20 protein-coding genes are annotated in these 22,461 nt (G+C 65.1%); 4 read left to right on the forward strand and 16 right to left on the reverse strand.

The genetic code is table 11. From position 1 onward, the window contains the following. Nucleotides 1–12 precede the first annotated feature (12 nt). Together F0A16_RS05365 and F0A16_RS05370 are read right to left on the reverse strand one after the other, a co-directional pair. Nucleotides 13–846, reverse strand: coding sequence for a citryl-CoA lyase (locus tag F0A16_RS05365; protein WP_149434355.1), 834 nt, complete (start codon nucleotides 844–846; stop codon nucleotides 13–15). Between the two features lie 14 nt (nucleotides 847–860). Further along, the gene (locus tag F0A16_RS05370; RefSeq protein WP_149434356.1) at nucleotides 861–2,021 is read right to left on the reverse strand and encodes a CaiB/BaiF CoA transferase family protein; all 1,161 of its coding nucleotides are present in this window, start codon (nucleotides 2,019–2,021) and stop codon (nucleotides 861–863) included. Nucleotides 2,022–2,188: 167 nt separating this feature from the next. Between F0A16_RS05370 and F0A16_RS05375 the strand changes: the two genes are divergently transcribed. Next, the gene (locus tag F0A16_RS05375) at nucleotides 2,189–2,854 is read left to right on the forward strand and encodes an IclR family transcriptional regulator (protein WP_149434357.1); all 666 of its coding nucleotides are present in this window, start codon (nucleotides 2,189–2,191) and stop codon (nucleotides 2,852–2,854) included. 81 nt (nucleotides 2,855–2,935) lie between these two features. On the opposite strand, the gene F0A16_RS05380 is transcribed toward F0A16_RS05375, so the two are convergent. Next, a complete protein-coding gene (locus F0A16_RS05380) occupies nucleotides 2,936–3,925 on the reverse strand; it encodes a Bug family tripartite tricarboxylate transporter substrate binding protein (RefSeq protein WP_187775910.1) in 990 nt (329 codons plus the stop codon). A gap of 351 nt (nucleotides 3,926–4,276) precedes the next feature. On the opposite strand from F0A16_RS05380, the gene rluF reads away from it, so the two are divergent. Beyond that, nucleotides 4,277–5,350, forward strand: coding sequence for a 23S rRNA pseudouridine(2604) synthase RluF (gene rluF / locus F0A16_RS05385; RefSeq protein WP_149434358.1), 1,074 nt, complete (start codon nucleotides 4,277–4,279; stop codon nucleotides 5,348–5,350). 19 nt (nucleotides 5,351–5,369) lie between these two features. Here the strand turns inward: rluF and F0A16_RS05390 are convergent, their stop codons facing one another. From F0A16_RS05390 to F0A16_RS05410, 5 genes are all read right to left on the reverse strand, one after another. Continuing rightward, on the reverse strand, nucleotides 5,370–5,771 hold the full coding sequence (locus tag F0A16_RS05390) for a GlcG/HbpS family heme-binding protein (protein WP_149434359.1): 402 nt from the start codon (nucleotides 5,769–5,771) through the stop codon (nucleotides 5,370–5,372). Nucleotides 5,772–5,924: 153 nt separating this feature from the next. Continuing rightward, nucleotides 5,925–7,202, reverse strand: coding sequence for a glycolate oxidase subunit GlcF (gene glcF, locus F0A16_RS05395; RefSeq protein WP_149434360.1), 1,278 nt, complete (start codon nucleotides 7,200–7,202; stop codon nucleotides 5,925–5,927). A gap of 15 nt (nucleotides 7,203–7,217) precedes the next feature. Continuing rightward, on the reverse strand, nucleotides 7,218–8,405 hold the full coding sequence (gene glcE, locus F0A16_RS05400) for a glycolate oxidase subunit GlcE (RefSeq protein ID WP_239023719.1): 1,188 nt from the start codon (nucleotides 8,403–8,405) through the stop codon (nucleotides 7,218–7,220). 13 nt (nucleotides 8,406–8,418) lie between these two features. Further along, nucleotides 8,419–9,918, reverse strand: coding sequence for a glycolate oxidase subunit GlcD (gene glcD / locus F0A16_RS05405; protein WP_149434361.1), 1,500 nt, complete (start codon nucleotides 9,916–9,918; stop codon nucleotides 8,419–8,421). A 195-nt stretch (nucleotides 9,919–10,113) separates the two neighbouring features. Continuing rightward, complete coding sequence (locus F0A16_RS05410; RefSeq protein WP_149434362.1) at nucleotides 10,114–11,811, reverse strand: L-lactate permease; 1,698 nt, start codon at nucleotides 11,809–11,811, stop codon at nucleotides 10,114–10,116. A 503-nt stretch (nucleotides 11,812–12,314) separates the two neighbouring features. Here F0A16_RS05410 and F0A16_RS05415 point away from each other — a divergent pair. Both F0A16_RS05415 and F0A16_RS05420 read left to right on the forward strand, forming a co-directional pair. Then, entirely contained in the window at nucleotides 12,315–13,025 is a 711-nt protein-coding gene (locus F0A16_RS05415; protein ID WP_149434363.1) for a glutathione S-transferase N-terminal domain-containing protein, read from the forward strand. 171 nt (nucleotides 13,026–13,196) lie between these two features. Continuing rightward, a complete protein-coding gene (locus F0A16_RS05420) occupies nucleotides 13,197–13,883 on the forward strand; it encodes a glutathione binding-like protein (RefSeq protein ID WP_149434364.1) in 687 nt (228 codons plus the stop codon). Between the two features lie 74 nt (nucleotides 13,884–13,957). On the opposite strand, the gene F0A16_RS05425 is transcribed toward F0A16_RS05420, so the two are convergent. The 8 genes from F0A16_RS05425 to F0A16_RS05460 all read right to left on the reverse strand — a co-directional run bounded on the left by F0A16_RS05425 (nucleotide 13,958) and on the right by F0A16_RS05460 (nucleotide 22,300). Then, nucleotides 13,958–14,914, reverse strand: a complete 957-nt coding sequence (locus tag F0A16_RS05425) for a D-2-hydroxyacid dehydrogenase family protein (protein ID WP_338100592.1) — start codon at nucleotides 14,912–14,914, stop codon at nucleotides 13,958–13,960. 96 nt (nucleotides 14,915–15,010) lie between these two features. Further along, nucleotides 15,011–15,790 (reverse strand): amino acid ABC transporter ATP-binding protein, encoded by a 780-nt coding sequence (locus F0A16_RS05430; RefSeq protein ID WP_239023720.1) that lies wholly within the window; start codon nucleotides 15,788–15,790, stop codon nucleotides 15,011–15,013. A gap of 37 nt (nucleotides 15,791–15,827) precedes the next feature. Beyond that, nucleotides 15,828–16,493 (reverse strand): amino acid ABC transporter permease, encoded by a 666-nt coding sequence (locus F0A16_RS05435; RefSeq protein WP_149434366.1) that lies wholly within the window; start codon nucleotides 16,491–16,493, stop codon nucleotides 15,828–15,830. Between the two features lie 48 nt (nucleotides 16,494–16,541). After that, the gene (locus F0A16_RS05440; RefSeq protein WP_149434367.1) at nucleotides 16,542–17,183 is read right to left on the reverse strand and encodes an amino acid ABC transporter permease; all 642 of its coding nucleotides are present in this window, start codon (nucleotides 17,181–17,183) and stop codon (nucleotides 16,542–16,544) included. 119 nt (nucleotides 17,184–17,302) lie between these two features. Continuing rightward, nucleotides 17,303–18,271, reverse strand: coding sequence for a transporter substrate-binding domain-containing protein (locus F0A16_RS05445; protein ID WP_239023721.1), 969 nt, complete (start codon nucleotides 18,269–18,271; stop codon nucleotides 17,303–17,305). Between the two features lie 78 nt (nucleotides 18,272–18,349). Then, nucleotides 18,350–19,279, reverse strand: a complete 930-nt coding sequence (locus tag F0A16_RS05450) for a CobW family GTP-binding protein (protein ID WP_149434368.1) — start codon at nucleotides 19,277–19,279, stop codon at nucleotides 18,350–18,352. Beyond that, nucleotides 19,272–20,900: an amidohydrolase gene (locus tag F0A16_RS05455; protein ID WP_149434369.1), complete on the reverse strand. Its 1,629-nt coding sequence runs from the start codon at nucleotides 20,898–20,900 to the stop codon at nucleotides 19,272–19,274. The genes F0A16_RS05450 and F0A16_RS05455 overlap by 8 nt, the downstream gene beginning before the upstream one ends. Then, nucleotides 20,897–22,300 carry a sodium/glutamate symporter gene (locus F0A16_RS05460; protein ID WP_149434370.1) on the reverse strand — a complete coding sequence of 468 codons (1,404 nt, stop codon included), beginning with the start codon at nucleotides 22,298–22,300 and terminating at the stop codon, nucleotides 20,897–20,899. Before F0A16_RS05460 ends, F0A16_RS05455 begins: the two co-directional genes overlap by 4 nt. Between the last annotated feature and the right edge of the window lie 161 nt (nucleotides 22,301–22,461).

A 22,461-nucleotide genomic window follows, 5' to 3' on the forward strand; every position in this document is an offset into this window, starting at 1 on the left:
GTTCGAGAGAGATCAGCCCCGGTTTGGCACCGGGCGTTGTGCCGGGCCGCCATAGGGCCACAGCCAGCCCTTGGGCATCGGGCCCTTGTTGCGCCCGCCCTGGCACTGCTGCTCCCAGGCGTGGGCGAGGATGCCCACCGAGCGGGACAGGCAGAACAGGCCTCGGGCCAGCGGAGCGGGGAATCCGAGCTCGGCGTAGATGACGGCGGTGGCGCCGTCGATGTTGAGCGGGATCGGTTTTCCCTTCATGGCGATGAGCTGGCGTTCGACCTCGCGGGCGATGGCGACGAAGTTGCCGTCGACCTCGCCGCGAGCGGCGGCCTCCTCGACCAGCTGCAGCAGCCGCGGCCCGCGGGGGTCGACCGGGTGGAAGCGGTGGCCGAAGCCGGGAATGATCCGGGTCCGCTCGCGCTGCCAGATGGCGATGCCTTCCTGCACCGCGATCTCCAGAGGGTGTCCGCCGATCTGGTACTCGAGGATCGACTGGTACAGCTCGACGGCCTGTTCGCCAGCGCCACCGTGGACGTCATCGAGCACGTTGACCGCGGAAGCCATGGCGTTGTTGAGGCTGCTGCCGCAGGTCACGGCCATCCGGGCGATGGCGATGCTCGGCGCCTGCGGACCGTGGTCGACGGCGCTCATCAGAGCCGCTTCCAGCAGTGCGGCCTGGGGCCGGCCGGGCAGTTCGCCGCGAGTCATCAGCCAGACCATGTCGGTAAAGCCGACGTTGCCGATCAGCTCCTCGATCGGGTAGCCGCGATAGCGGATCTCACCGGGCCGCATGTCGATGATGTCGGTCTTCCACCACTGCCGGGCCTGATATTCGGGGGTGAGGGTATCGGTCATGAGATGTCTCCGGTCTATTCGTCGTTGGCGGCGCGGGTGGGCAGCAGGATGTCGTTGTCCTGGCCCAGCCGGGGCGGCGGGGAGGCAACGCGAGGCGCCTGGCCGTCGAAACGATACCCGCCGCTGACCACCTCCAGCGGCCGGCCGATCGTGTCGTTCCCGAACCGCTCGATCAGCCCGCGATCGCGAACCTGTGGGTGCGCCAAGGCTTCGGCGACGCTGTAGACGGGACCGGCGGGCACACCGGCCTCGACCAGCCGCGGCCACCAGTACTCGGTCGTTTCCCGTTTCAGTACCGCTTCGATGCAGTCGCTCAACGCCTGACGGTTCTCCAGGCGCGCCTGGCGCTGGGCGAAGCGGGCGTCGGTGAGCCATTCCGGGCGTTCGAGCAGGTGGCAGATCGCCTCGAACTGCTCCTGCTTGTTGGCGGCGATGTTGATCAAGCCGTCGGCGGTGGCGAAGGTGCCGGAGGGGCTGGCGGTGACATTGTCGTTGCCCATCGGTTGGGGCGGCTTGCCGGCGACCAGCAGGTTGGAGACTGCCCAGCCCATGGTGGCCAGCACCGATTCGAGCATCGAGATGTCGACGAAGTGCGCCTTGCGCGGTCGCTCGGCCAGAGCGGCATTGATCGCCATCGCCGCGGTCAGGCCGCCGACCGTGTCGGCCAGCGGATAGCCAACCCGGTAGGGCGCGTTCTCGGGCGCGCCGGTGATGCTCATCACCCCTGCCATGCCCTGGATGATCTGGTCGTAGGCCGGGTAGTTGGCCAAGGGGCCGTCTTGCCCGAAGCCGGAAATCGCGCAGTAGACCAGCTCGGGGTTGGCCTCGCACAGCGTCTCGAACCCGAGCCCCAGTCGGCGCATGACGCCGGGACGAAAGTTTTCGACCACCACGTCGGCCGTCGCCACCAGTTCGAGGAAGGTTTCGCGATCGGCCGGTCTCTTGAGATCGAGCGTCACCGAATGCTTGCCGGCGTTCTGGGCGAGGAACGAGACCCCCATCAGTTCCCGGTTGAGCGCGGGGTCGGCACCCAGTTGACGAGCCAGGTCACCGCCCTGGGGCCGCTCGACCTTGATCACCTCGGCGCCGAGATGGGCCAACTGGTGACAGCAGAACGGCCCGGCCAGCACATTGGTTAGATCGAGTACCCGGTAACCGGTCAATGGTGATGGCATTATTCCTCCTGGTGAAACGATTTCTTTCTGAGAGAATATGGTTCCATCGGATGAGTTGCAATACCGTTTTGTCTGTCGCAACATCCGCCATTAGTCCAAGTCCCGGTGACCTGATAGCAAGTCCCGATTAACTGATAGCCCGATTAACTGATAGATAGGAGCGTCCCATGGCCCAGAGACGTGTCGAGGCCGTCGAACGAGCGCTGACTCTGCTAGAGGCCTTCTCCCAGGAGCGGCGAGAGTTCTCTCTGACCGAACTCGCCAATGCCTCGGGGTTCTACAAGAGCACCATCCTGCGGCTGATGGCCTCGTTGGAGCATTTCGGCTATGTCACCCGCGACGAACGCGGTATCTATCGAATCGGCCCGGCGGTCTCGCGTCTGGCCCCACTGGCGGGCGACGGGCCGCAGCTCGAGAATCTGGTACGGCCGATACTCGAGTCGCTGCGGGACGCCAGCGAGGAGACCGCTTCCTTCTATGTTCGCGATGGCGATCACCGGATCTGCCGGCTGCGCGAAAATGGCCGACTGGAGGTCAGGCACCATCTTGAGGAGGGCGTGAGGCTGCCGCTGGGGCGAGGTGCCGCTGGGCGGGTGCTCAATTACGAAACCCCTCGCGGCCAGGTTGCCGTATCCAGCGGAGAGCGCCAGGCCGGGCTGTCGGCGGCCGCCATCGGTATCTACAACGGCGAGGGTGAGCTGATGGGGGCGCTGGCGCTATCGGGCCCCAGCGAGCGCTTCAACCTGGCGGCCAAGGATCGCCATGTGCCCCTGCTGGCCCAGTATGCGCCGCGTCTCGAGCGCCAGTGGCCGCGCGCGTTGCGCGCTTCCTGACGCTGCCGATGTCGTCGGCGCCGCAAGCCCGGCACCGACGACCAGGTGAGGTGACAAGCCCCACCCTGGCGGGAGCCGGCCTTACTGGATCAGACCGACTTCCTTGGAGATCTCCTCGATATCGGCGATCTGCTGATGAACGTACGCCTTGAACGCCTCGCCGCTGCGGTCGAAGGGGATCAAGCCGTTCTTGCTCATGACCTCCTTCCACTCCGGGCTCTCGTAGACCTTGTGCAGCGTCTCCTCCCACCAGGCCACGTCCTCGTCGGAGAGCTTCGGTGGCAGGTAGAAGCCGCGCCAGTTGATCCCTTCGACATCCACGCCCTGCTCCTTGGCGGTGGGGAATTCACTCAGCGCGCCGGGCAGGCGGCCGTCGGCGAGCACGGCGAGCACCCGAAGGTCGCCGGATTCGACGAAGCCCAGGGTCTCCGAGGCATCTCCGGAGAAGGCGTCGATATGGCCGCCGACGACCTGGGTCATCGCCTCGCCGCCACCGTCGAAGGGCAGATACTTGATCTTGTTCAGCGGCTCGATGCCATCGGCGCGGGCCATCATCAGGACCTTGAGGTGATCCCAACCGCCGCTGGCGCTGCCGCCGGCAAAACTGACGCTGGAGGGCTTCTCCTCCATCGCATCTAGCAGCGACTCGAGGTCCTGGTAAGGCGAGTCCTTGCTCACGGCGATCACGCCATAATCCGCCCCGACGGTGCCGGCCCAGTTGACCATGTCGGCGTTCAGGCCGGGGAACTGATGCTGGGCCAGACGGGTGGTGGTCGATGTCGAAGCCGAGACGATGACGTCGTTCTGTCCGGCCCGTTTCGTGACCACGTGTGAAAACGCGACACCACCGCTGGCGCCCGGCATGTTGGTGGTCTGGACGCTGCCATCGATGGCGCCGGTCTCGCTCAGAACCTGGCCCACGCTGCGGCAGGTGAAGTCCCAGCCGCCGCCGGGGTTGGCGGGGGCGATGCAGTCGATCTTCCCGCTCGGGCCGGCCGCCTGCGCCAGCATCGGCAGCGTCGCCAGCGAGAGTGCGAGGCACAGCGCGGAAGGCTTCAAGGACAAATTCATGGCGTCTCCGTTATTCTCTTTTGTAGAACGTGTTGCGACAGTAGAAATTAGGGCCGCCGAGATGCCGGGTCAATCTCGGTACTGCGAATTGCGACTAAAGAATGTCGCCAAAAGCTATATGATTCTGTCTGTCAGAACAAAAGGGCTCGGGAAGCCGGCTTGACCGCCCCCGGTCACGCAGCCGGGCGTTTCCCGGCGATGGCCGCCATGCGGCTTTTGAACCCCGGCCGGTTTTATCGACACGGAGGAAGCGTCAAACTGTCCGGGTGCGCCGGCCCGTTGCGGGCCGGCGCAGGTCCGGTGGTTGTGACCGGATGCTGAGTCACCTTTCTTCTGGCTGGACGACCCTTTATGGCGTTACGACAATCGACCCGTATCAACAAGTACATCAGCGAGAGCGGGATGTGCTCCCGTCGTGAAGCCGATCGCTTCGTGGAGCAGGGCAACGTGTGGATCAACGGCCGCCGTGCCACCACCGGCGACCAGGTGGCCGCCGGCGATCGGGTCAAGGTCAACGGCCAGGAGATCGAGCCCCGGGAAGCGGAGGATCTGGTCCTGATCGCGCTCAACAAGCCGGTGGGTATCGTCAGCACCACCGAGTCGGGGGAGAAGGACAATATTGTCGAGTTCGTCAAGCACGGGGCGCGGATCTTTCCCATCGGCCGGCTCGACAAGGATTCCCAGGGGCTGATCTTCCTGACCAACGACGGCGACCTGGTCAACAAGATCCTGCGTGCCAACAACCACCACGAGAAAGCGTATCGGGTGACGGTCGACAAGCCGGTCACCGACGAGTTCGTCGAGGGCATGCAGCGTGGCGTGCCGATCCTCGGCCAGGTGACGAAGCGCTGCCAGGTGCGCAGGGAGTCGACGTTCGTCTTCACCATCACGCTGGTGCAGGGGCTCAACCGCCAGATACGCCGCATGTGCGAGTATTTCGGCTACGAAGTCACTCAGCTGATCCGCACGCGCATCATGAACGTCTCGCTCAAGGGGCTGGCGCTGGGTGACTGGCGGGACCTGACCCCGAAAGAGATCGACACCATCATCGCGCTGACGGAAAACTCCGACGCCGCTCCGGAGAAGCGTGGTCGCGCCAAGCTCAACTCCGGCGCTCGCTCGGGAAAGGCCAGGCAGCCGGCCTCCAAGGTAGGCAGGGTATCGGCAGGGCCCGGGGCGAAGGCCGGTGTCAAGGCGGGCGGCAAAGCCGCTGCCACCAAGGCCCACCCCAAGGGTAAAAAAGCCGCGAGCGGCAAAGCGTCGCCCGGTGGCAAGAGTCATGCGGCAGGTAAGTCACACCCCAGCGCCAAAGCGGGAAAGCCCGATGCCAGGGGCAAGGCTGGCGTCAAGCCCGGCGACAGGAAGCGTTCAGGCAAGGCCGGCCCCGGCAGTCGTGCCAGGGGCGCCCCCTCCAAGAAGCGCTGACAAAGCGTCGGCGACGGCTTCAGCCGATGGCCTTGACGCCGGCTTTCGCGACCTGCACGTCCTGCTCCGGCTTGACCCCGGAAACGCCGACGCTGCCGATCACCTGGCCGTCGTGAATGACCGGCACGCCGCCCGAGAGCAGCGCGGTCATCGGTGCCGTCACGAAGGCGGTGCGGCCGTTGTTGATCATCTCCTCGAAGACCTGGGTCTCCTTGCGGCCGATCGCCGCGTTGCGCGCCTTTTCGGTGGCGACGCCGGCGCTGAAGGGGGCGGCACCGTTCATCCGGCGCAGGCCCAGCAGATGGCCGCCATCGTCGGCGACGGCGATGGTGACTGCCCAGCCCTGGGCTTCGGCTTCGGTCTGGGCGGCATCGAGGATGGCATTGACATCGTTGAGTTCGAGTGCGGCTTTGGTCTGCATGGTGAGGACTCCAGTTCCATGGTCAGGGCAGCGTCGAGCTACGAGCTACGAGCTACGAGAAAAAGCGAAAAGCCAACTCGCCGGGTGCCGCAGCGAGCTGGCCTTGCGCGGTCATGAGTGAGTCGCCGGCGTCGGACGCCGAGAGCGTTGGTTCTACGCCATGAGCGCTTCGTCGACGACTTCGATCCAATGCTTTACCGGGGTTCGTCCGGCGCCGTTGAGATGGCTCTGGCAGCCGATATTGGCGGTGACGATGGTATCCGGCGACTGGGCCTCCAGGGCGTTCATCTTGTTGTCGCGCAGTTGCCGGGCCAGCGTCGGTTGGGTGATCGAATAGGTGCCGGCGGAGCCGCAGCAGAGGTGCGAGTCCCGCACCGGTGCGAGACCGAATCCCAGCCGCGCGAGCACGCCTTCGACGGCGCCCCCCAGCTTCTGGGCATGCTGTAGCGTACACGGGCAGTGGAACGCCAGCCGCGCGGACGAGTCACTCGTGCCCAACGCCTCCAGGTCCTCCTCGCGCAAGATCTCGACCAGATCCTTGGCCAGCTCGCTGATCCGTCTGGCCTTGGCGGCGTATTCGGGATCGTCGGCCAGCATCTCGCCGTACTCCTTGACGAAGGCGCCGCAGCCGCTGGCGGTCTGGATGATCGCCTCCACTCCGGCTTGCGCGGAGGACGTCCCGCCGCGTTGCTCGATCAGCGGCCACCAGGCATCGATATTGGCGCGCATGCGCTGGCGTCCGGCGGCCTGGGCATTGAGATGGAAGTCGATGGCGCCGCAGCAGCCCGCTTCCGGGGCGGCACTCACCCCGATGCCGAGACGATCGAGTACCCGCGCCGTGGCGTCGTTGGTATTGGGCGCCAGGCCGGGTTGAACGCAGCCTTCCAGGATCAGCATCTGGCGGGCGTGTCGGGTCGGGGCGGGGCGCGCCTGGCGCCCGCGCGAACCCGGCCGCTGGCGCGGGGGGATCTTGTCGCGCAGATCGTGAGGCGCCAGCGGGCGGAACGTCTGCCCCAGGGCGAGCAGTGCCTGGAACCGCTTGGGCTCGACCAGCGCGGTGCGCAGCCCCAGTCGCAGGGCGCGCTCGCCGGGCCTGCGGCCGACCCGACGGTCGACTTCGGCACGCCCGATATCCAGCAGCTTGTGATACTCGACGCCGGAGGGGCAGGTGGTCTCGCAGCTGCGGCAGCTCAGGCAGCGGTCCAGGTGCAACTGCGTCTCCTGGGTGACCTGTTCATCGCCGTCGTCGCTCTCCAGCAGCTCCTTGATCAGATAGATGCGCCCGCGCGGGCCATCGCGCTCGTCGCCCAGCAACTGGTAGGTCGGGCAGGTGGCATTGCAGAAGCCGCAGTGCACGCAGGTACGCAGGATGCGGTCGGCCTCGTGGATGTGGGGCTTGGCACGGGCGGCCTCGGAAAAATGGGTCTGCATGGGGTAGAGGTCTCCTCACCACTCGGCATAGAGCCGGCCAGGGTTGAAGATCGCCTGTGGATCGAGCCGTTGCTTGAGCTGGCGGTGGTACTTGGCCAGCACCGGCGGCAGGGGCGTGAAAGGCGAGTCTCCGTTGGCGGTCGGCGTGAAGCGCGTGGCATGGCCGCCGGCGGCAATGGCGGCCTCGTGAATGTGGGCGTCGGCCCGCGGTTCGTCCTCGAAACCGCGTCCCTCGGAACTTTTCAGCCAGCGCTGGGCACCGGCCCAGTCGACCAGCCAGTCACCCTCGAGCGCCGGCGTGCGCGCCAGCGCCGGCAGCGACAAGCGCCACAGGACATGGGCGTCGTTATCGAAGGCGCCATTGAAGAAGGGCAGTTGCAGCTCGCGAAGCTGCGACCAGAAGCATGAATCTTCCGTTTCACCGCCAAGGCGTTGGCGCGTGGCCGAGACGGAGCCCTCGCCACCTTCGAGTCGCAGATGCAGCGCTTCACCATCGTGGGCGGCGCCGGTAATGGGCATCGGCTCGCGGCCCCAGGCCGTCAAGCGCTCGAAAGCTCCGGCCAGCGGCAGTTCGAGTCGCAGGCAGGCATGCGCATGGGGAATGGGAAGCACCTTGAACGAGACTTCGGTCAATACCCCGAGCGTACCCTGGGCGCCGACCATCAGCCGGGAGAGGTCGTAGCCGGCGACGTTCTTCATCACCTCGCCGCCGAAGCGCAACTGCTTGCCATCAAAGGTGATGATCCGCACGCCGAGCACGAAATCGCGCACGGCGCCGACCCAGGGTCGGCGAGGGCCGGAAAGCCCGGCGGCGACCATGCCGCCGACGGTGGCGTCGTCGCCGAAGTGCGGCGGCTCGAAGGCGAGGCGCTGGCCGTTGTCGGCAAGCGCCCGCTCGAGATCCCGCAGCCGCGTACCGGCGCGCACGGTGGCGACCAGCTCCACCGGATCGTAGTGGACGATGCCGTGGTGGCCGGTGGTGGAGAGCGCTTGCGCCGTCTCGACCCGGCGGCCGTAGAACGCCTTGGTATCGCCGCCGACGATGCGCAGCGTGGCGCGCTCGGCCCGAGCCCGAACCACCTGTTCGCACAAGGCTTCGCTATCGTCGCGGCCCGCGAGCGCATCGGGACCGGACTCGTTCGGCGGCGTGTATTCCGGCTGCCGGTCCTGCAGGTGGGTCATGGCGATCTCCTTGCGACTCATGCCGCCTCCGATATCAGAATCGCGGCAGTTCGGGGTGCGGCAGTTCGCCGTGATGTACGTGCATGGCGCCGAACTCGGCGCAGCGTGCCAGTGTCGGGATGTTCTTGCCGGGGTTGAGCAGACGGCGCTCGTCGAATGCCGACTTCACCGCGTGGAAGAGGGTGATCTCGTCGGCGGCGAACTGGGTACACATCTGGTTGAGCTTCTCGCGGCCGACGCCGTGCTCGCCGGTGATGCTGCCGCCGGCGTCGACGCAGAGTTCGAGAATCCTGCCGCCGAGCGTCTCCGTGGACTCCAGCTCGCCGGGCTGGTTGGCATCGAACAGGATCAGCGGATGGAGGTTGCCGTCGCCGGCATGAAAGACGTTGGCGACCCGCAGTCCGTACTGGGCCGAGAGATCGTTGATGCCCTTGAGCACCCGGGGCAGCTCACGGCGGGGAATAGTGCCGTCGATGCAGTAGTAGTCCGGCGACATGCGGCCGACGGCCGGAAACGCCGCCTTGCGCCCGGCCCAGAACAGCTGGCGCTCGGCGTCGTCCCGGGCGAGCCGGATCTGGGTGGCGCCCGCCGTCTCGAGCAACTGGCGGACTCGCTCGCAGTCGGCCTGGACGTCGCTCTCCACGCCGTCGAGCTCGCACAGCAGGATCGCCTGGGCGTCAACCGGATAGCCGGCGTGGACGAAATCCTCGGCGGCGCGAATCGCCAGGTTGTCCATCATCTCGAGACCGCCGGGGATGCAGCCGGCGGCGATGATGTCGCCCACCGCCTTGCCGGCCCGCTCGACGTCGTCGAAGCAGGCCATCAGCACCTTGGCCACTTCCGGCTTCGGCAGCAGGCGCACCGTCACTTCGGTGATCACGCCGAGCATGCCTTCCGAGCCCATGAACAGCGCCAGCAGATCGTAGCCGGGGGTATCCAGCGACTCGCCGCCGAGGGTCATGCGCTCGCCCTCGATGGTGACGATCTCCACGCTCAGCACGTTATGGACCGTGAGACCGTACTTCAGGCAGTGAACGCCGCCGGCATTCTCGGCCACGTTGCCACCGATCGAGCAGGCAATCTGCGAGGAGGGATCGGGGGCGTAGTAGAGGCCATGAGGGGCGGCCGCCTCGCTGATCGCCAGGTTGCGCACGCCTGGCTGGACCCGGGCGAGGCGAGCATCGGGATCGACGCTCAGGATCTGGTTGAAGCGCGACATCACCAGCAGCACGCCCTTCTCCAGCGGCAGCGCGCCACCGGACAGGCCAGTGCCGGCACCTCGCGTCACCACCGGCACGGCGTGCTCGTAGCAGACCCGCATCAACGCCTCGACCTCGGCCAGTGTCGTCGGCATGGCCACCAGCATCGGCAGCACGCGATAGGCCGACAGCCCGTCGCACTCGAACGGGCGCAGGTCCTCCTCGCGATCGAGCAGGGTCAGTCTGGGCGCGACCGCCAGGATGGCCGCCATCAGGCCGGACTTGTCGACGTCGGCGATCTCGCCATCGATGCGCTCATCGTAAAGCAGTTCCATGACGTCTCCTCGAAAGCTCGGATATCGCTGGCGGCGGGTGAAGATCCGGTTTGTGGAAGGCCTTTCCACATTGCACTGCGGTCATTCTGTGGAAGGCCGCCGGTGGCGGCTATTAGCCAAAAGCCCAACGTGCTGGCAAATGGTCAGACCAAATAGAGGAGCGAAATCCTCCCAGCCGCAGCCGGGAGGATGGGATCACCCGCCCATGAGCGGGTCGGTGAGGCCGAAGACATACAAGGCCAGCAGCCCGATAATGCCGGCGAACAGGCAGTAGTAGAGCGTCGGCAGGATCGTCTTGCGCAGCGTCGTGCCTTCGCGACCGAGCAGGCCGACGGTGGCCGAAGCCGCCACCACGTTGTGGATCGCGATCATGTTGCCGGCGGCGGCTCCCACGGCCTGCAGCGAGACCATCATCGCGGTGGAGACTCCCAGCACTTCGGCGACGTTGAACTGGAACGCCGACAGCATCAGGTTGGAAACGGTATTGGATCCGGCAATGAAGGCACCCAGCGCGCCGACCGCCGGAGCGAACAGCGGGTAGATCTGACCGACACCGTCGGCGACCAGTTGCGCCATGGCGACCGGCATCGAGACCAGGTCGGACTCGTTGACGCCGGAGTTGATCAGGATGCGTACCATCGGAATGGTGAACAGCAGCACGAAGCCGGCACCGAAGATGGTTTTCGAGGATTCGGCGAAGGCCGCCGTGACCTGTTGGGCGCGCATGCGATGCAGGAAGATCGTGCAGATTACCGCGATCAGGATGATACCGCCGGGGAGATAGAGCCACTCGACGCTACCGGAGATGCCCTGCTCGCCGAGAATGTTGCTCCAGCCGGTGCTGATCGAGGAGAGCCCTGCCTTGACCGAGGGAATGGTGCGCGAGATCACCAGCAAAATGGCAACGATAACGTAGGGCAGCCAGCCTCGCAGCGTCGACATCGGCGCGCGACCGGCCACGTCGTCGACCTTGATCTCGATCGTGCCCAACCACTCGGTCGGCCACTTCGAGCGCTCCGGGAAGTCCCAGGTGTCCTTCGGCAGCAGGAAGCCCTTGCGTGCGGCCGGCACCACGATCGCCAGACCGATGAGACCGCCCAGCAACGACGGAAACTCCGGGCCCAGCAAGACGCCGACCAACATCGACGGCACTACGAAACAGGCACCGACGAATAGCGCGAACGGTGTGATCGACAGGCCCTCGGTCCAGGAGCGGTTCTCGCCGAAGAAGCGCACCATCACGATGACCAGGATCAGCGGCATGAACACGCCGATGATGCCGTGAGTGATGACGACCTCGGAGGTGATCAGGCGGAAATAGGTCTCCCAGGTCGAGCCGTTGGCGGTGAGCTGTTCGGCGATCGCAGACTGGTTCACGCCGCCGGTGACACCAACCACGATCGGCGTGCCCACGGCGCCGAACGAGACCGGCGTCGACTGCAGCATCATGCCGACGACCACGGCGGCCAGGGCGGGGAAGCCCAGCGCCACCATCAGCGGCGCGGCCACGGCGGCCGGCGTGCCGAAGCCCGAGGCGCCCTCGATGAAACAGCCGAACAGCCAGGCGACGATCAGTGCCTGGACGCGGCGGTCCGGACTGATACCGGAGAAGCCGTTGCGAATCGCCATGATGCCACCCGAATGCTTCAGCGTGTTGAGCAGCAGAATGGCGCCGAAGATGATCCACAGCAGCGAGACCGTCATGATCAGCCCCTGCAGCGTCGAGGCCAGCACGCGAGTCCCGGTCATGTCCCAGGCCAGCAGCGCGATCAGTACCGCAACGACGAATACGATCGGCATCGCCGTCCGTGCCGCCATGCGGAATCCGATCAGCAAGACCCCTGCCAGCACCAGCGGCAGAAAGGCAAGCAACGAGAGAAGCGTGTGATCCATATCGAGAGCCCCTGAGTCGTTATTATCAGCGTCGGTTGTCGCCGGGGTGGTCATTGCAACGTCACGATGGCGCTTTTCAATCGCCGGCCCACTTCGTTATCTCTCTCAACATGGGACCGCGGCGATTGACTCGGAAGATAACCACAGAAAAGGGCAGTGCCAATCATGGCTAAATGGTCTTACCAATAGTTGGAGAATGGAATGAATGCCCTTCAAGTGGCTGACTTTGAAGGGTTTAGAGGCCAGTTAGCGAAGCGATATCGGGCGCCGGAGGCGCGCGTGGTGCGACTAATGGACATCGCCGTTCGATCCGAACGCTGGGACGGCGACGTCGAGCCGGGAACATGAGGGAGCCGCCATCGGGTACGTCATGGCAATGGCTTCCGGGGGGTACGAGTCTCGGATAAGCCAGCGCACGTTCATCGTGTTTGACGGCATACTCTCCCTTGGACATGCTGCGATGACCGGAACCGCGACAACCGAAATCCGACGAGGAGTGTGATATGGGCCGTAAGATGTTCGATCTGTGCGGGCGCGACGAGCGACTGCGATTCTCGCCCTACTGCTGGCGGGTCAAGTATGCGCTGGCGCATAAAGGGCTCGATTGCGAATTCGTGCCGTGGAAGTTCACCGACAAGGAGGCGATCGCCTTCTCGGATCAGACGAAGGTGCCGGTATTCGTCGATGGTGACCAGACGGTCGTCGACAGCTATGAAATCTTCCGCTATCTCGATCGCGTCTATCCGGACAAGCCATTGCTGGGCGAAGGGGCTGCCGCGGAACGGGCGCGGTTCTTCAAGTTCTACGCCGAACGTTCGCTGGCGCCGGGGGTGATGCGCACCATCCTGATGGACGTGTTCAACGCCGTGCACCCCGACGACCGCGACTATTTCCGTACCTCGCGCGAAAAGGCATTCGGTCGCACGCTGGAGGAGATGCACTCGCCGAGCCAGGGGCTATCGATGCTCGATAAGGCACTGGAGCCGATGCGCGGGCGGCTGGACGAATCGCCGTTCCTGGAGGGCGACGAGGCCGGCGCAGCGGACTATCTGGTGGTGGGCGCCTTCATGTGGGCGCGGGTCACCTCCGCTGCCGATCTGGTCTCCAACGCCGATCCGGTCTACGCCTGGTTCCAGCGGATGCTGGACCTGCATGGCGGCGTCGGCCGCAACGCCACGCGGATCGTCGATGTCGACGGCGCCTATGCCAACTGATCGCAAGCTTGGCCGATCGCGCAGGGGTTTTTGACCCTTCGAGCAGGAGGGTTGGACTCACAGAGAAGAGGCTTTTGAACGGCGCGGGGCGATGTCGGAAGACGCCGCCCCCCGCAAAGCCTATCCTGACAGCATCCGGCTTATCGCCGGGCGTCACGACAGGAGCCTGTGATGATCGATCTCTACTACTGGACGACCCCCAACGGTCACAAGATCACGCTGTTCCTCGAGGAAGCTGGGCTCGACTACCGTATTCATCCGGTCAATATCGGCAAGGGCGAGCAGTTCACGCCGGAATTTCTCGAGATCGCCCCCAACAACCGCATTCCCGCGATCGTCGATCGTGCCCCGGCCGACGGCGGTCAGCCGCTGTCGCTGTTCGAGTCCGGCGCGATCCTCGAGTATCTGGCCGACAAGAGCGGCAAGTTCCTGCCCAAGAGTGGGCGCCAACGCTATCGGGTGCTGCAGTGGCTGCACTGGCAGATGGGCGGGCTGGGGCCGATGGCGGGGCAGAACCACCATTTCCGCCACTATGCGCCGAAGAAGATCGATTATGCCGTCGAGCGCTACATGAACGAGACCTCGCGGCTCTATCGCGTGCTGGACAAGCAGCTCGACGACAATGACTTCGTCGCTGGTGACGACTACTCCATCGCCGACATGGCGATCTGGCCGTGGATCAAGCCCTACGAGAAACAGGGCCAGGATCTGGAGGATTACCCCAGCCTGCAGCGCTGGTTCGAGCAGATCGGCCAGCGCGAGGCGGTCAGGGTCGCCTACGCCAAGGCGGAAGAGATCAATCCGCAGAACAACGTGGAAATGACCGACGAGGCGCGCAAGCACCTGTTCGGGCAGTAGCGCCTGCGCCACGACGCCAGACTTGGCGATATCGACGACAACCCCGGCCTCGGCCAGGGTTGTCGTTTTGCGCTCTAGCCGGCAAAAAACTCCCGGACCTGGCGAAACGCGGTCGAGAAATAGAGTTCATAGGTGTCTTTCTCGACGAACCCGATATGTGGCGTGGCCAGCACGCGGGGGTGGGCCTGGTAGGCGCTGGCACCATCGGGCTCGTTCTCGAACACATCCAGTGCCGCCGCACCCGGCCGCCCGGCATCGAGGGCGTCGAGCAGCGCACAGGGGCGGATCAGCTCGGCGCGGCTGGTATTGACCAAGAGCGCGTCGGCGCGCATTGCGGCGAGGTCGGCCGGGGTGATCATGCCGCGCGTGTCGCCGTTGAGCTTGAGATGCAAGCTGATCACATCGCAGCGGGCCAGGAAGGCGTGTCGATCGGGCTCGAATTCGACGCCCAGCTCGAAGGCGCGCCCGGCGCTGCTCTCGCGGCCGTGGGCGACGACGTTCATGCCGAAGGCCTGGGCATAGCCGGCGACCAGGCCACCGATCTTGCCCAGCCCCCAGATGCCCAGTGTGCGCCCGTGGACGGCGTGGCCCAGCGACTCCGCCTCCAGAAGCTGGTTGGTGCGCTGCCAGTCGCCCTCGGCCTGTCGGGCGAGATAGCCGCCCAGACGCCGACAGCCCGCCATGATCAGCAGCCAGGTGAGCTCCGCCGGCGCGATCGGCGAGCCGCCACCGTCGCGTACGGCGATGCCCAGTTCCTTGCAGGCCTCGACATCGATGGCCGAGGAGAGTCGCCCGGTCTGGACCACCAGCTTGAGATTCGGCAACTGCTCAAGCAGTTCGCGGGTCAACGAGGTGCGTTCGCGGATCAGGATGATGGCGTCGCTGTCCAACAGGCGAGCGGGCAGCGCCTGGTCGTCGAGATGTCGATGTTCGATGTCCAGACGGACGTCGCTGCCGTCGAGTTCGTGGGCGGCGTCGAGAAAGGCACAGCATCCCTGATAGTCGTCCAAGACCGTAACCGTTATCGACATGACAGCTCCCTCGAAATGATGGCGTTGTCGCATTGTTGGCACTTTCGCCATCGGCTGTCGAGTCGCTTTCACCGTCTTCGATTGCCGGTCCTCGGTTCAAATCACTTCCCGCTCCAGGAACTTGCGTACCCGCTCGGTACTGGGGTTGGTGAAGAAGGTCTCCGGGTCCGCCTGTTCGATGATCAGGCCCTTGTCCAGGAACACGACCTTGTCGGACACCGCCCGGGAGAAGGCCATCTCGTGGGTGACGATGATCATGGTGTAGCCTTCGGCGGAGAGATCCTTAATCACCGCCAGCACCTCGCCGACCAGCTCCGGGTCCAGCGCCGACGTGGGCTCGTCGAACAGCATCACCTCGGGCTGCATCGCCAGGGCGCGAGCGATCGCCACGCGCTGCTTCTGGCCGCCGGAGAGGGTGCTGGGGTAGGCATTGGCCTTGGCAGACATGCCGACCTTCTCCAGCAGTTCGCGGGCGTGGGCCTCTGCCTCTGCCTTCGATTTGCCCAGCACGTAGATTGGCGCCTCGGTGACGTTGTGCAGCACGTTGAGGTGCGGCCACAGGTTGAAACTCTGGAAGACCATGCCGGTACGGGCGCGAACCTGGGCTAGCTCGCGCACCGGCATCGGCCGGCCGGCATCGTTGACGCCGATACGCTGGCCGCCGATATGAATGCTGCCGCTGTCGGGCTGCTCGAGCCAGTTGATACAGCGTAACAGCGTCGATTTGCCGGAACCGGAGGAGCCCAGGATCGTCACCACGTCGCCCTCGCGCACTTCCAGATCCACGTCGCGCAGGACCTCGACGCCGTCGAAGCTCTTCGAAAGATGACGAATCGAGACCGCGGTCCGGTCGGTGCGGGCAGCGTCGTCGGGCACGGTTTTTTCAGACGCGGTTTGTTCAGACGTGTTTTTCTCAAACATTGTCGAATCCCCGTTTGGCGCTGAAGCGGCCACATTGCTTGATGATGATCTCCATGACCACGCTGACCACCCAGTAGAAGCCGATGACCACGATGAAGGCTTCGGTGGGAATGAAATAGGTTCCCGACAGGCTGTTGGCGGCAGCGGTGAGTTCCTGCACGGTGATGATCACCAGAAAGGCGGTATCCTTGAGCGCGTAGATCAACTGGTTGCCCAGCAGCGGCCGGGTCTGCATCACGATCTGCGGCAGGATCAGACGAAAGAACATCTTGCCCTTGGTGAAGCCGTGGGCCTTGGCGGCTTCGACCTGACCGGGCGGGAAGGTCAACCGGGCGCCGCGAAAGATCTCGGCGAAGTAGCAGCCGTGATAGACCGCCAGCGCGCCGACGCCGGACCACCAGGCGTCCAGCCGGACATCGAACGCCGGCAGGCCGTAGTAGAGCAGATAAGCCAGGATCAGAAACGGCAGCATCCGCATGCCGTCGATGAACACCCGGAGTGGCACGGTGAGGCGGGGCCGGCTGCCCTCCAGCAGATAGAGCATGCCGCAGCCGATCGCGAACGCGGCGCTGATCGACAGCCCGAAGATCTCCATCGTGCTGAAGAATCCGCGCCAGAACTGATCGCGGGCGCTCCACAGAATCTCCCAGTTACTCATGGCGCCTCCTCGGCGTTGGGGTCCCGCCGCCTTGTCGTCGTCGGCTCATCACACCGCCAGCCGGTTGGCGCGGCGTTCGGCGATCCGCTGCAGCCAGACCAGGGAGCCGATCGCGGCCATGTAGAGCGCGCAGGCGACCAGAATCGGTGGCAGGGGTTCGTAGGTGACGGCCGAGATGCGATTGGTGACCCGGGTCAGGTCGACGATCCCGATCACCGCGATCGCCGGGCTGCCCTTGATCAGGAACGACATCTCGTTGATCAGCCCCGGCAGGCTGGTGATCATCATCTGCGGCAGCATGATGCGCCGGAAGATGATCCACGGCGTCATGCCGGCGGCCATGGCCGCCTCGCGCTGCTCGCGGGAGAAGTTGCGGAAGGCGCTGCGCCAGATCTCGGCGTTGAACGCCGTGGTGTTGAGCGTCAGCGCCAGGATGCCGGCGACGTTGCGGTCGAGATTGATGCCGAAGGTCGGGGCGCTGAGAAAGATGAACAGCGCCAGCGTGACCAGCGGCGTGGCGCGCGCCAGGCTGATGTAGAGGACCAGGAGCTGGTCGACGACGGGAATGCGGGCGAGGCGGATCAGGGCCAGTATCAGCCCGGCCGTGACCCCCATGGCGATGGAGATGCCGGAGATCCAGACGGTCGTCCAGGCGCCTTCCAGCAGCATGTGCCAGGCACTGGCGTTCATGGGCGGCTCCCGAAGGCTTGAGAACAGGGAAGGCGCCGCGCGAACCCGCGGCGCCGCTGACGGTATGACGTGTCAGGCGATGGGGTGTGTCATGGGACCCGACGATCGGGCCACCGCGCTCAGTCGTCCAGGCCCGCCAGTTCGTGGAACTGGTCGACACTTTCGAGCGGTTCGTCGGGCAGGTCCGGGAAGCTCTCGCCGAACCATTTCTCCTGCAGCTCGGCCAGGCGTCCGGTCTCCTTCATGTGGTCCAGGAATTCTGTCATGTAGGCGAGCAGTTCCGGGCTCGACTTGGGGATCGGCCAGGAAACGTAGCCGGCACCGGAAACCGCCGGGCCCTTGGCGAAGACGTCCGGCTTGGAGGCGACCAGGGTATTGACCGGCACTGCCGAGTCGATGACGAAGTCGAGACGACCGTTGGCCAGGTCGGCGAAGGCCTCGGGGTAGGATTCGTACTGCACCACCTCACCCAGCTCGCCGCCGTCGTCCTCGAGCATCTTCTTCAGCTCCGGCAGCCGCGACAGCAGCACGCTGCCGGCCTGAACGCCCACTTTCTTGCCGCTGAGATCGTCGACATCGCTGATGCTGTCGTCGTCGGCGCGCTTGATGGCGAAATGCTGGGCGGAGGCATAGGGCGGGGTGTAGTTGAACACCCGCAGGCGCTCGTCGGAGACCGAGGCGCCGGTCAGCGCCATGTCGTACTGGCCGGTGGAGACGGCGGCCAGCAGCCCGGTCCAGGGGAGAATGTCCTGGCGGACCTCGAAGTCGGCGTAGTTGCGCAGCTCCTCGAGCATGTCGGTGTTGAAGCCCTTGGCGTTGCCGTCCTCGATGAAGTTGAACGGGGCGTAATTATCCTCCGTCGCCACGCTCAAATAGCCGCGGCTTTCGATCTCGGGCAGGTCGGCGGCGAACGTCGCCAGCGACACAGTCGACAACGACAGCGCCATCAGCGTACCGGCCATGGCCTTGGCGGCGAGACGGGGCAGGTGAAACCGGGCGGTGGGTTTACAGGTCGGGAAGCGCAGCATGGAATACACCCTCTCATTGTTGTTGGTGATGGTGTCGGTGATTGCGTAGCGTGATTCCACCCTAAAGAATCCGGGAGCGGTTGCTGTAGAGCCAGTTGCCGAACGTCGGCTGGCCAGATCGGGGTTGCCACTCGCCAATCAGTCGAGCGCTTTCAGTGCCGCGATCAGCGCGTCGAGGGACTCGCCGGCAAAACCGATTCCCACCAGCTGACTGGCGCCCGGGCGTGGCGAGGTGGGCGTCCACTCGACGTGCCTGCCGCTCCATTGAAAGACGTAGTATCGGCCATCGGCCTGGATGAATCCCTTGGCGCGCGCCAGGCCCTCGGTATGCTCGGCGAGCAGAGACTCCAGCGTTTGGCGGTTCAGGGATGCGGGAAGTTCGATCGCAAAGCGTTGCCAGTCGGGGTCGTGTTCGTCGGTAGCGGAACGCAGAGTCAGCAATCGAGACGTCGCGGGTTTCGGTGATCTGACATCACCGGAGTCGGCGTGTTCGACGTGAGCCATGGCGTTGAGTGACCGTAGCCGACGCATCAAGTCATCGCGCTCAATGACCTTGAGCTCATCACCACGATTGAGGGAGAGCTGGCCGGCGCTGGCGATTTGGCCTGCCACCAGTTCGCCGACGCGACTGTCATTCAGGCGCCGCGCCAGACTTGCCAGGTCGACCAGCGTGACGATGCGTTCCAACCGGAAGCGGCGTGCCACGCGAATCATGTCGGCGATGCGTTGAGGCCGGGCCACGCCGCTGGTCTCAATGATCAGCGCCGCGGGCGGCTCCGGCCAGCGGCCGATACGCGAAAGCTGGGTGCCCAGTTCGTCGCTCAGCGAGCAGCATAGGCAGCCACTACTGAGCTGGAGCAGGCGCTCCCCAGCGTAGTCGATCAGCTCGGCATCGACATTGATGGTGCCGAAGTCGTTGACCAGCACCAGTGTGTCCGGCGCCACGCCGTCTCGCAGATGCGCGTTGAGCCAAGTAGTCTTTCCCGCGCCCAGATAACCGGCCACTAGTGTTACCGGAATCGAGTCCGGGGATTCGCTGGGGGTCGGGCTGTTGTCGAGCTCAGGCATTGCTGAAGACGTGGCCGCCGACGACCGTTGCCGCGACGCCGATCGATGCCAGCCGCTCCAGCGGCACGTCGTGCGGATCTTCGTCGAGCACCGCCATGTCGGCGAATTTACCCACCTCCAGGCTGCCGACGCAGTCGTCGAGTTTCAGGGTATAGGCCGCGTCCAGCGTGATCAGTCGCAGCGCCCGTTCCACGCTCAGCGCCTCGAGAGGCCCCAGCACGTCGCCGCTGGCGGTCTGGCGGGCGATGGCACACCACGCCGTGAACAGCGGCGCCAGCGGTGTGACCGGTGCGTCACAGTGGGCGGCGATGGGAATGCCCAGACGATCCGCCGAGGCCAGCGGTTCGAGACGCTGACAGCGTTCGAAGCCCAGCGTGCGCGAGCGGTGGATGTCGCCCCAGTAGTAGAGATGATTGGCGAACATGTTGAGACACACCCCGAGCCGCGCGGCACGTTTTAGCTGCGCATGATCGATGATCTGGCAGTGCTGGAGGGTGTGGCGGTGATCGGCGCGTGGCCACAGCTCCAGCGCTGATTCGATGGCGTCCAGCATCAGCTCGACGGCTTCGTCGCCGTTGGTGTGGATATGCAGCTGCAGCCCGGCCTGATGATAGCGGTGGACGATTTCGGTCAAACGTTCCGGTTCGGCGTTCCACATGCCATTGGGCGAGCCGTCGTGATAGCCGGGCCACTTCAGGCGTGCGGTGTAGCCCTGGATCGAGCCATCGGTCATCAGCTTGACCAGTCCGAAATGGAGCTTGTCGCTGCCCTTGTCGCGACAGCCCAGCACCCGCTCGATGCCGTCTTCCGGCGTGTAGGTCAGCGCGCTCATGGCCGGCGCCAGGCGCATCGGCACGTCGTCCCGGTTGCAGGTGCGCTGCATGCTTTCGACGCCGGTCTCGCTCAGTGGGTTATAGAGGTCGGTCAACGTGGTCACGCCGTGGCGCTGGCCGATGCGCGCGTAGCGTTCCAGCGTCGCTTCCTCGCTGCCGCGGTCGAAGAGGTCGAGGTCCAGTATGTCGAAGATCGCGAACATCGCTGCCATCTCGCGCAGCTCGCCGTTGGGCCGGCCGTCGTCGAAGGTCCGTACGCCCTCGATACCAGCCTGCGACTCGAGACCGGCGAAACGCAACATGGCGCCGTTGACCGTCATCATGTGCAGGTTGGCATGGATGACGACGATCGGGCGCTCGGCGTCGACGGCATCGAGATCGTCGCGGTCGAGTCGGCGCTGGGGGAAGTAGATCGGGTCGAAGCCCCAGGCGATCAGAGGCGAATCCGCCGGCAGCTTGGCTACTTGCTCGCCGAGATGGTGCTGTAGGGCGGCGATGTCGGTCAGTCCCGGCCAGGTATGGCCGTCAGGGTCCTGGCGCGGGAAGAAGCCGGCGTAGGGATACTCCCACAGCACGCCTTCCAGCGCGTGGCTGTGGCCCTCGACGAAGCCGGGCAGGATGACCTTGTCGGCGAAGCGCTCGTCGAGCTCGAAGTCACCCAGGTCCGACAGCGTTTCCAATGAGCCGACGCCGAGAATCCGGCCGTCTCGCACCGCGATGTGGGTGGCTTCCGGCTGCGAAGGATTCATGGTCAGGATGCGCCGGGCGGCAAAAATGCGATGACTCATGAGGGATTCGGCTCCTGAACGGGGGATATCTGACCGCCCCGGCTACGCTGCCATCTCATCAGCAAGGGAATGCACGCCAGCGTGATGAGGGCATAGCCACCGAAGATAGTGAGATACTGCCATGTCGCCAGCGTCGGAGCGATTGGAGTGAAGAAGAAAAGCGTCGGAATATTGACCACGATGATGGCGATATTGAAGAACGCCAGCTCCTTGGGCACCGAGGTGCTGAAGTCAGCATCCAGCATGCGCAGCAACAGCAAGCCGGTACCGGTGGAGCCACAGCAGCAGCCGAAGGCGGTGACGGCACGCTCCGGCCCGAGCCGGCCGCTGAGCCGACCGATGGCCATCGCACCGAGGAAGGTGACCAGCGTCACCGCGACCGCGATGAGCAGGATCGGTACCAGCAGGGCGGATAGTACGGCAATCTGGATGCTCATCAGGGTGGCGACGACCATAAAGTCAACCGACCCGCTGGTGATGCGCTTGAGCGTGTCGTTGTCGACCTTGTCGGCCCAGCCGAACCGATCGATCGCCATTCGCATCAGCACGCAGACCGTCAGCCCGTGAATGAAGAACAGGTTGTAGCTGAAGAATACCGACAGCACCTGATTGCCCGCCACCAGCGGTTGCATCGCGGTCAGCCAGACGTAGGTGATGACATAGGCCACGCCCAGCAGGCCCAGATGCCAGGCCAGCGAGTCGACGGTGCCGGCGTGCGAGATCTGCTTGCCGGCCGAAGGTTGAGTCTCGGGCGTGTGAAAGCCGCGCACGAAATCGTCGTCCAGCGTCGAATGGCGGTTGGTGTTGAGCCCCCGCTTGAGGAAATGGCGCGCGGCCGGCACGCCGACGACGAAGGCGGCCACGAAGCCCAGCGAGGCGAAGATGACGCCCACCTGCGCGGCGTTGGCGATGCCGTAGTCGTTCTCCCAGATCGTGCCGTAGGTCAGTGCCTGGCCCGGCCCCTGGGTGAATCCATGGGTGACGATGGCGCCGAGCAGCGGACTGAGATCGCTGCCGGTGACCAGGTCGTAGCCCGCCATCAGCCCGAATCCGATCACCGCCTGGGCGCCGAGGCTGGCGGTCCAGATCAGCGTCAGCCACAGCCCGCCGCCGACGATGCCCTGGCGCTGCTCGCTCGCGGCCGGTTTGGGGCTGCCGGTCAGACACAGCGACATGAAGCTCAGGGTGAAGAAGTGGAAGGCCAGCGCGGTGAAATCGGAAGGGCCGTAGCCAGGAATCAACCCCGAGGAGAGTCCGACGAAGCCGATGATCCCCGCGACGATACTGCCGGGAATCAGGCTGGCACGCAGCCAGGGAATACGGCTGCGCAGCAGGCTGCCGACGACCAGCAGGGCGGCGATCAGCGCAAAGGCGATGACGCCATGGAAGGTACTGCCCATGATGTAGTCCTCGTGATTGACGTTGTTATGGTCAGGTCATACTAAAGTTCGGGATGCATGGCGCTACAGGCCAGATTCTCGTCATGCTCGGGACAGTTCCGAACCCCGGCCGCCTGTCGAACAGGTCGACTGGCGCGGATCTTGCTACGTGTAGAGCTCAG

The organism is Salinicola corii, assembly GCF_008298015.1.
GTDB lineage: Bacteria > Pseudomonadota > Gammaproteobacteria > Pseudomonadales > Halomonadaceae > Salinicola > Salinicola corii.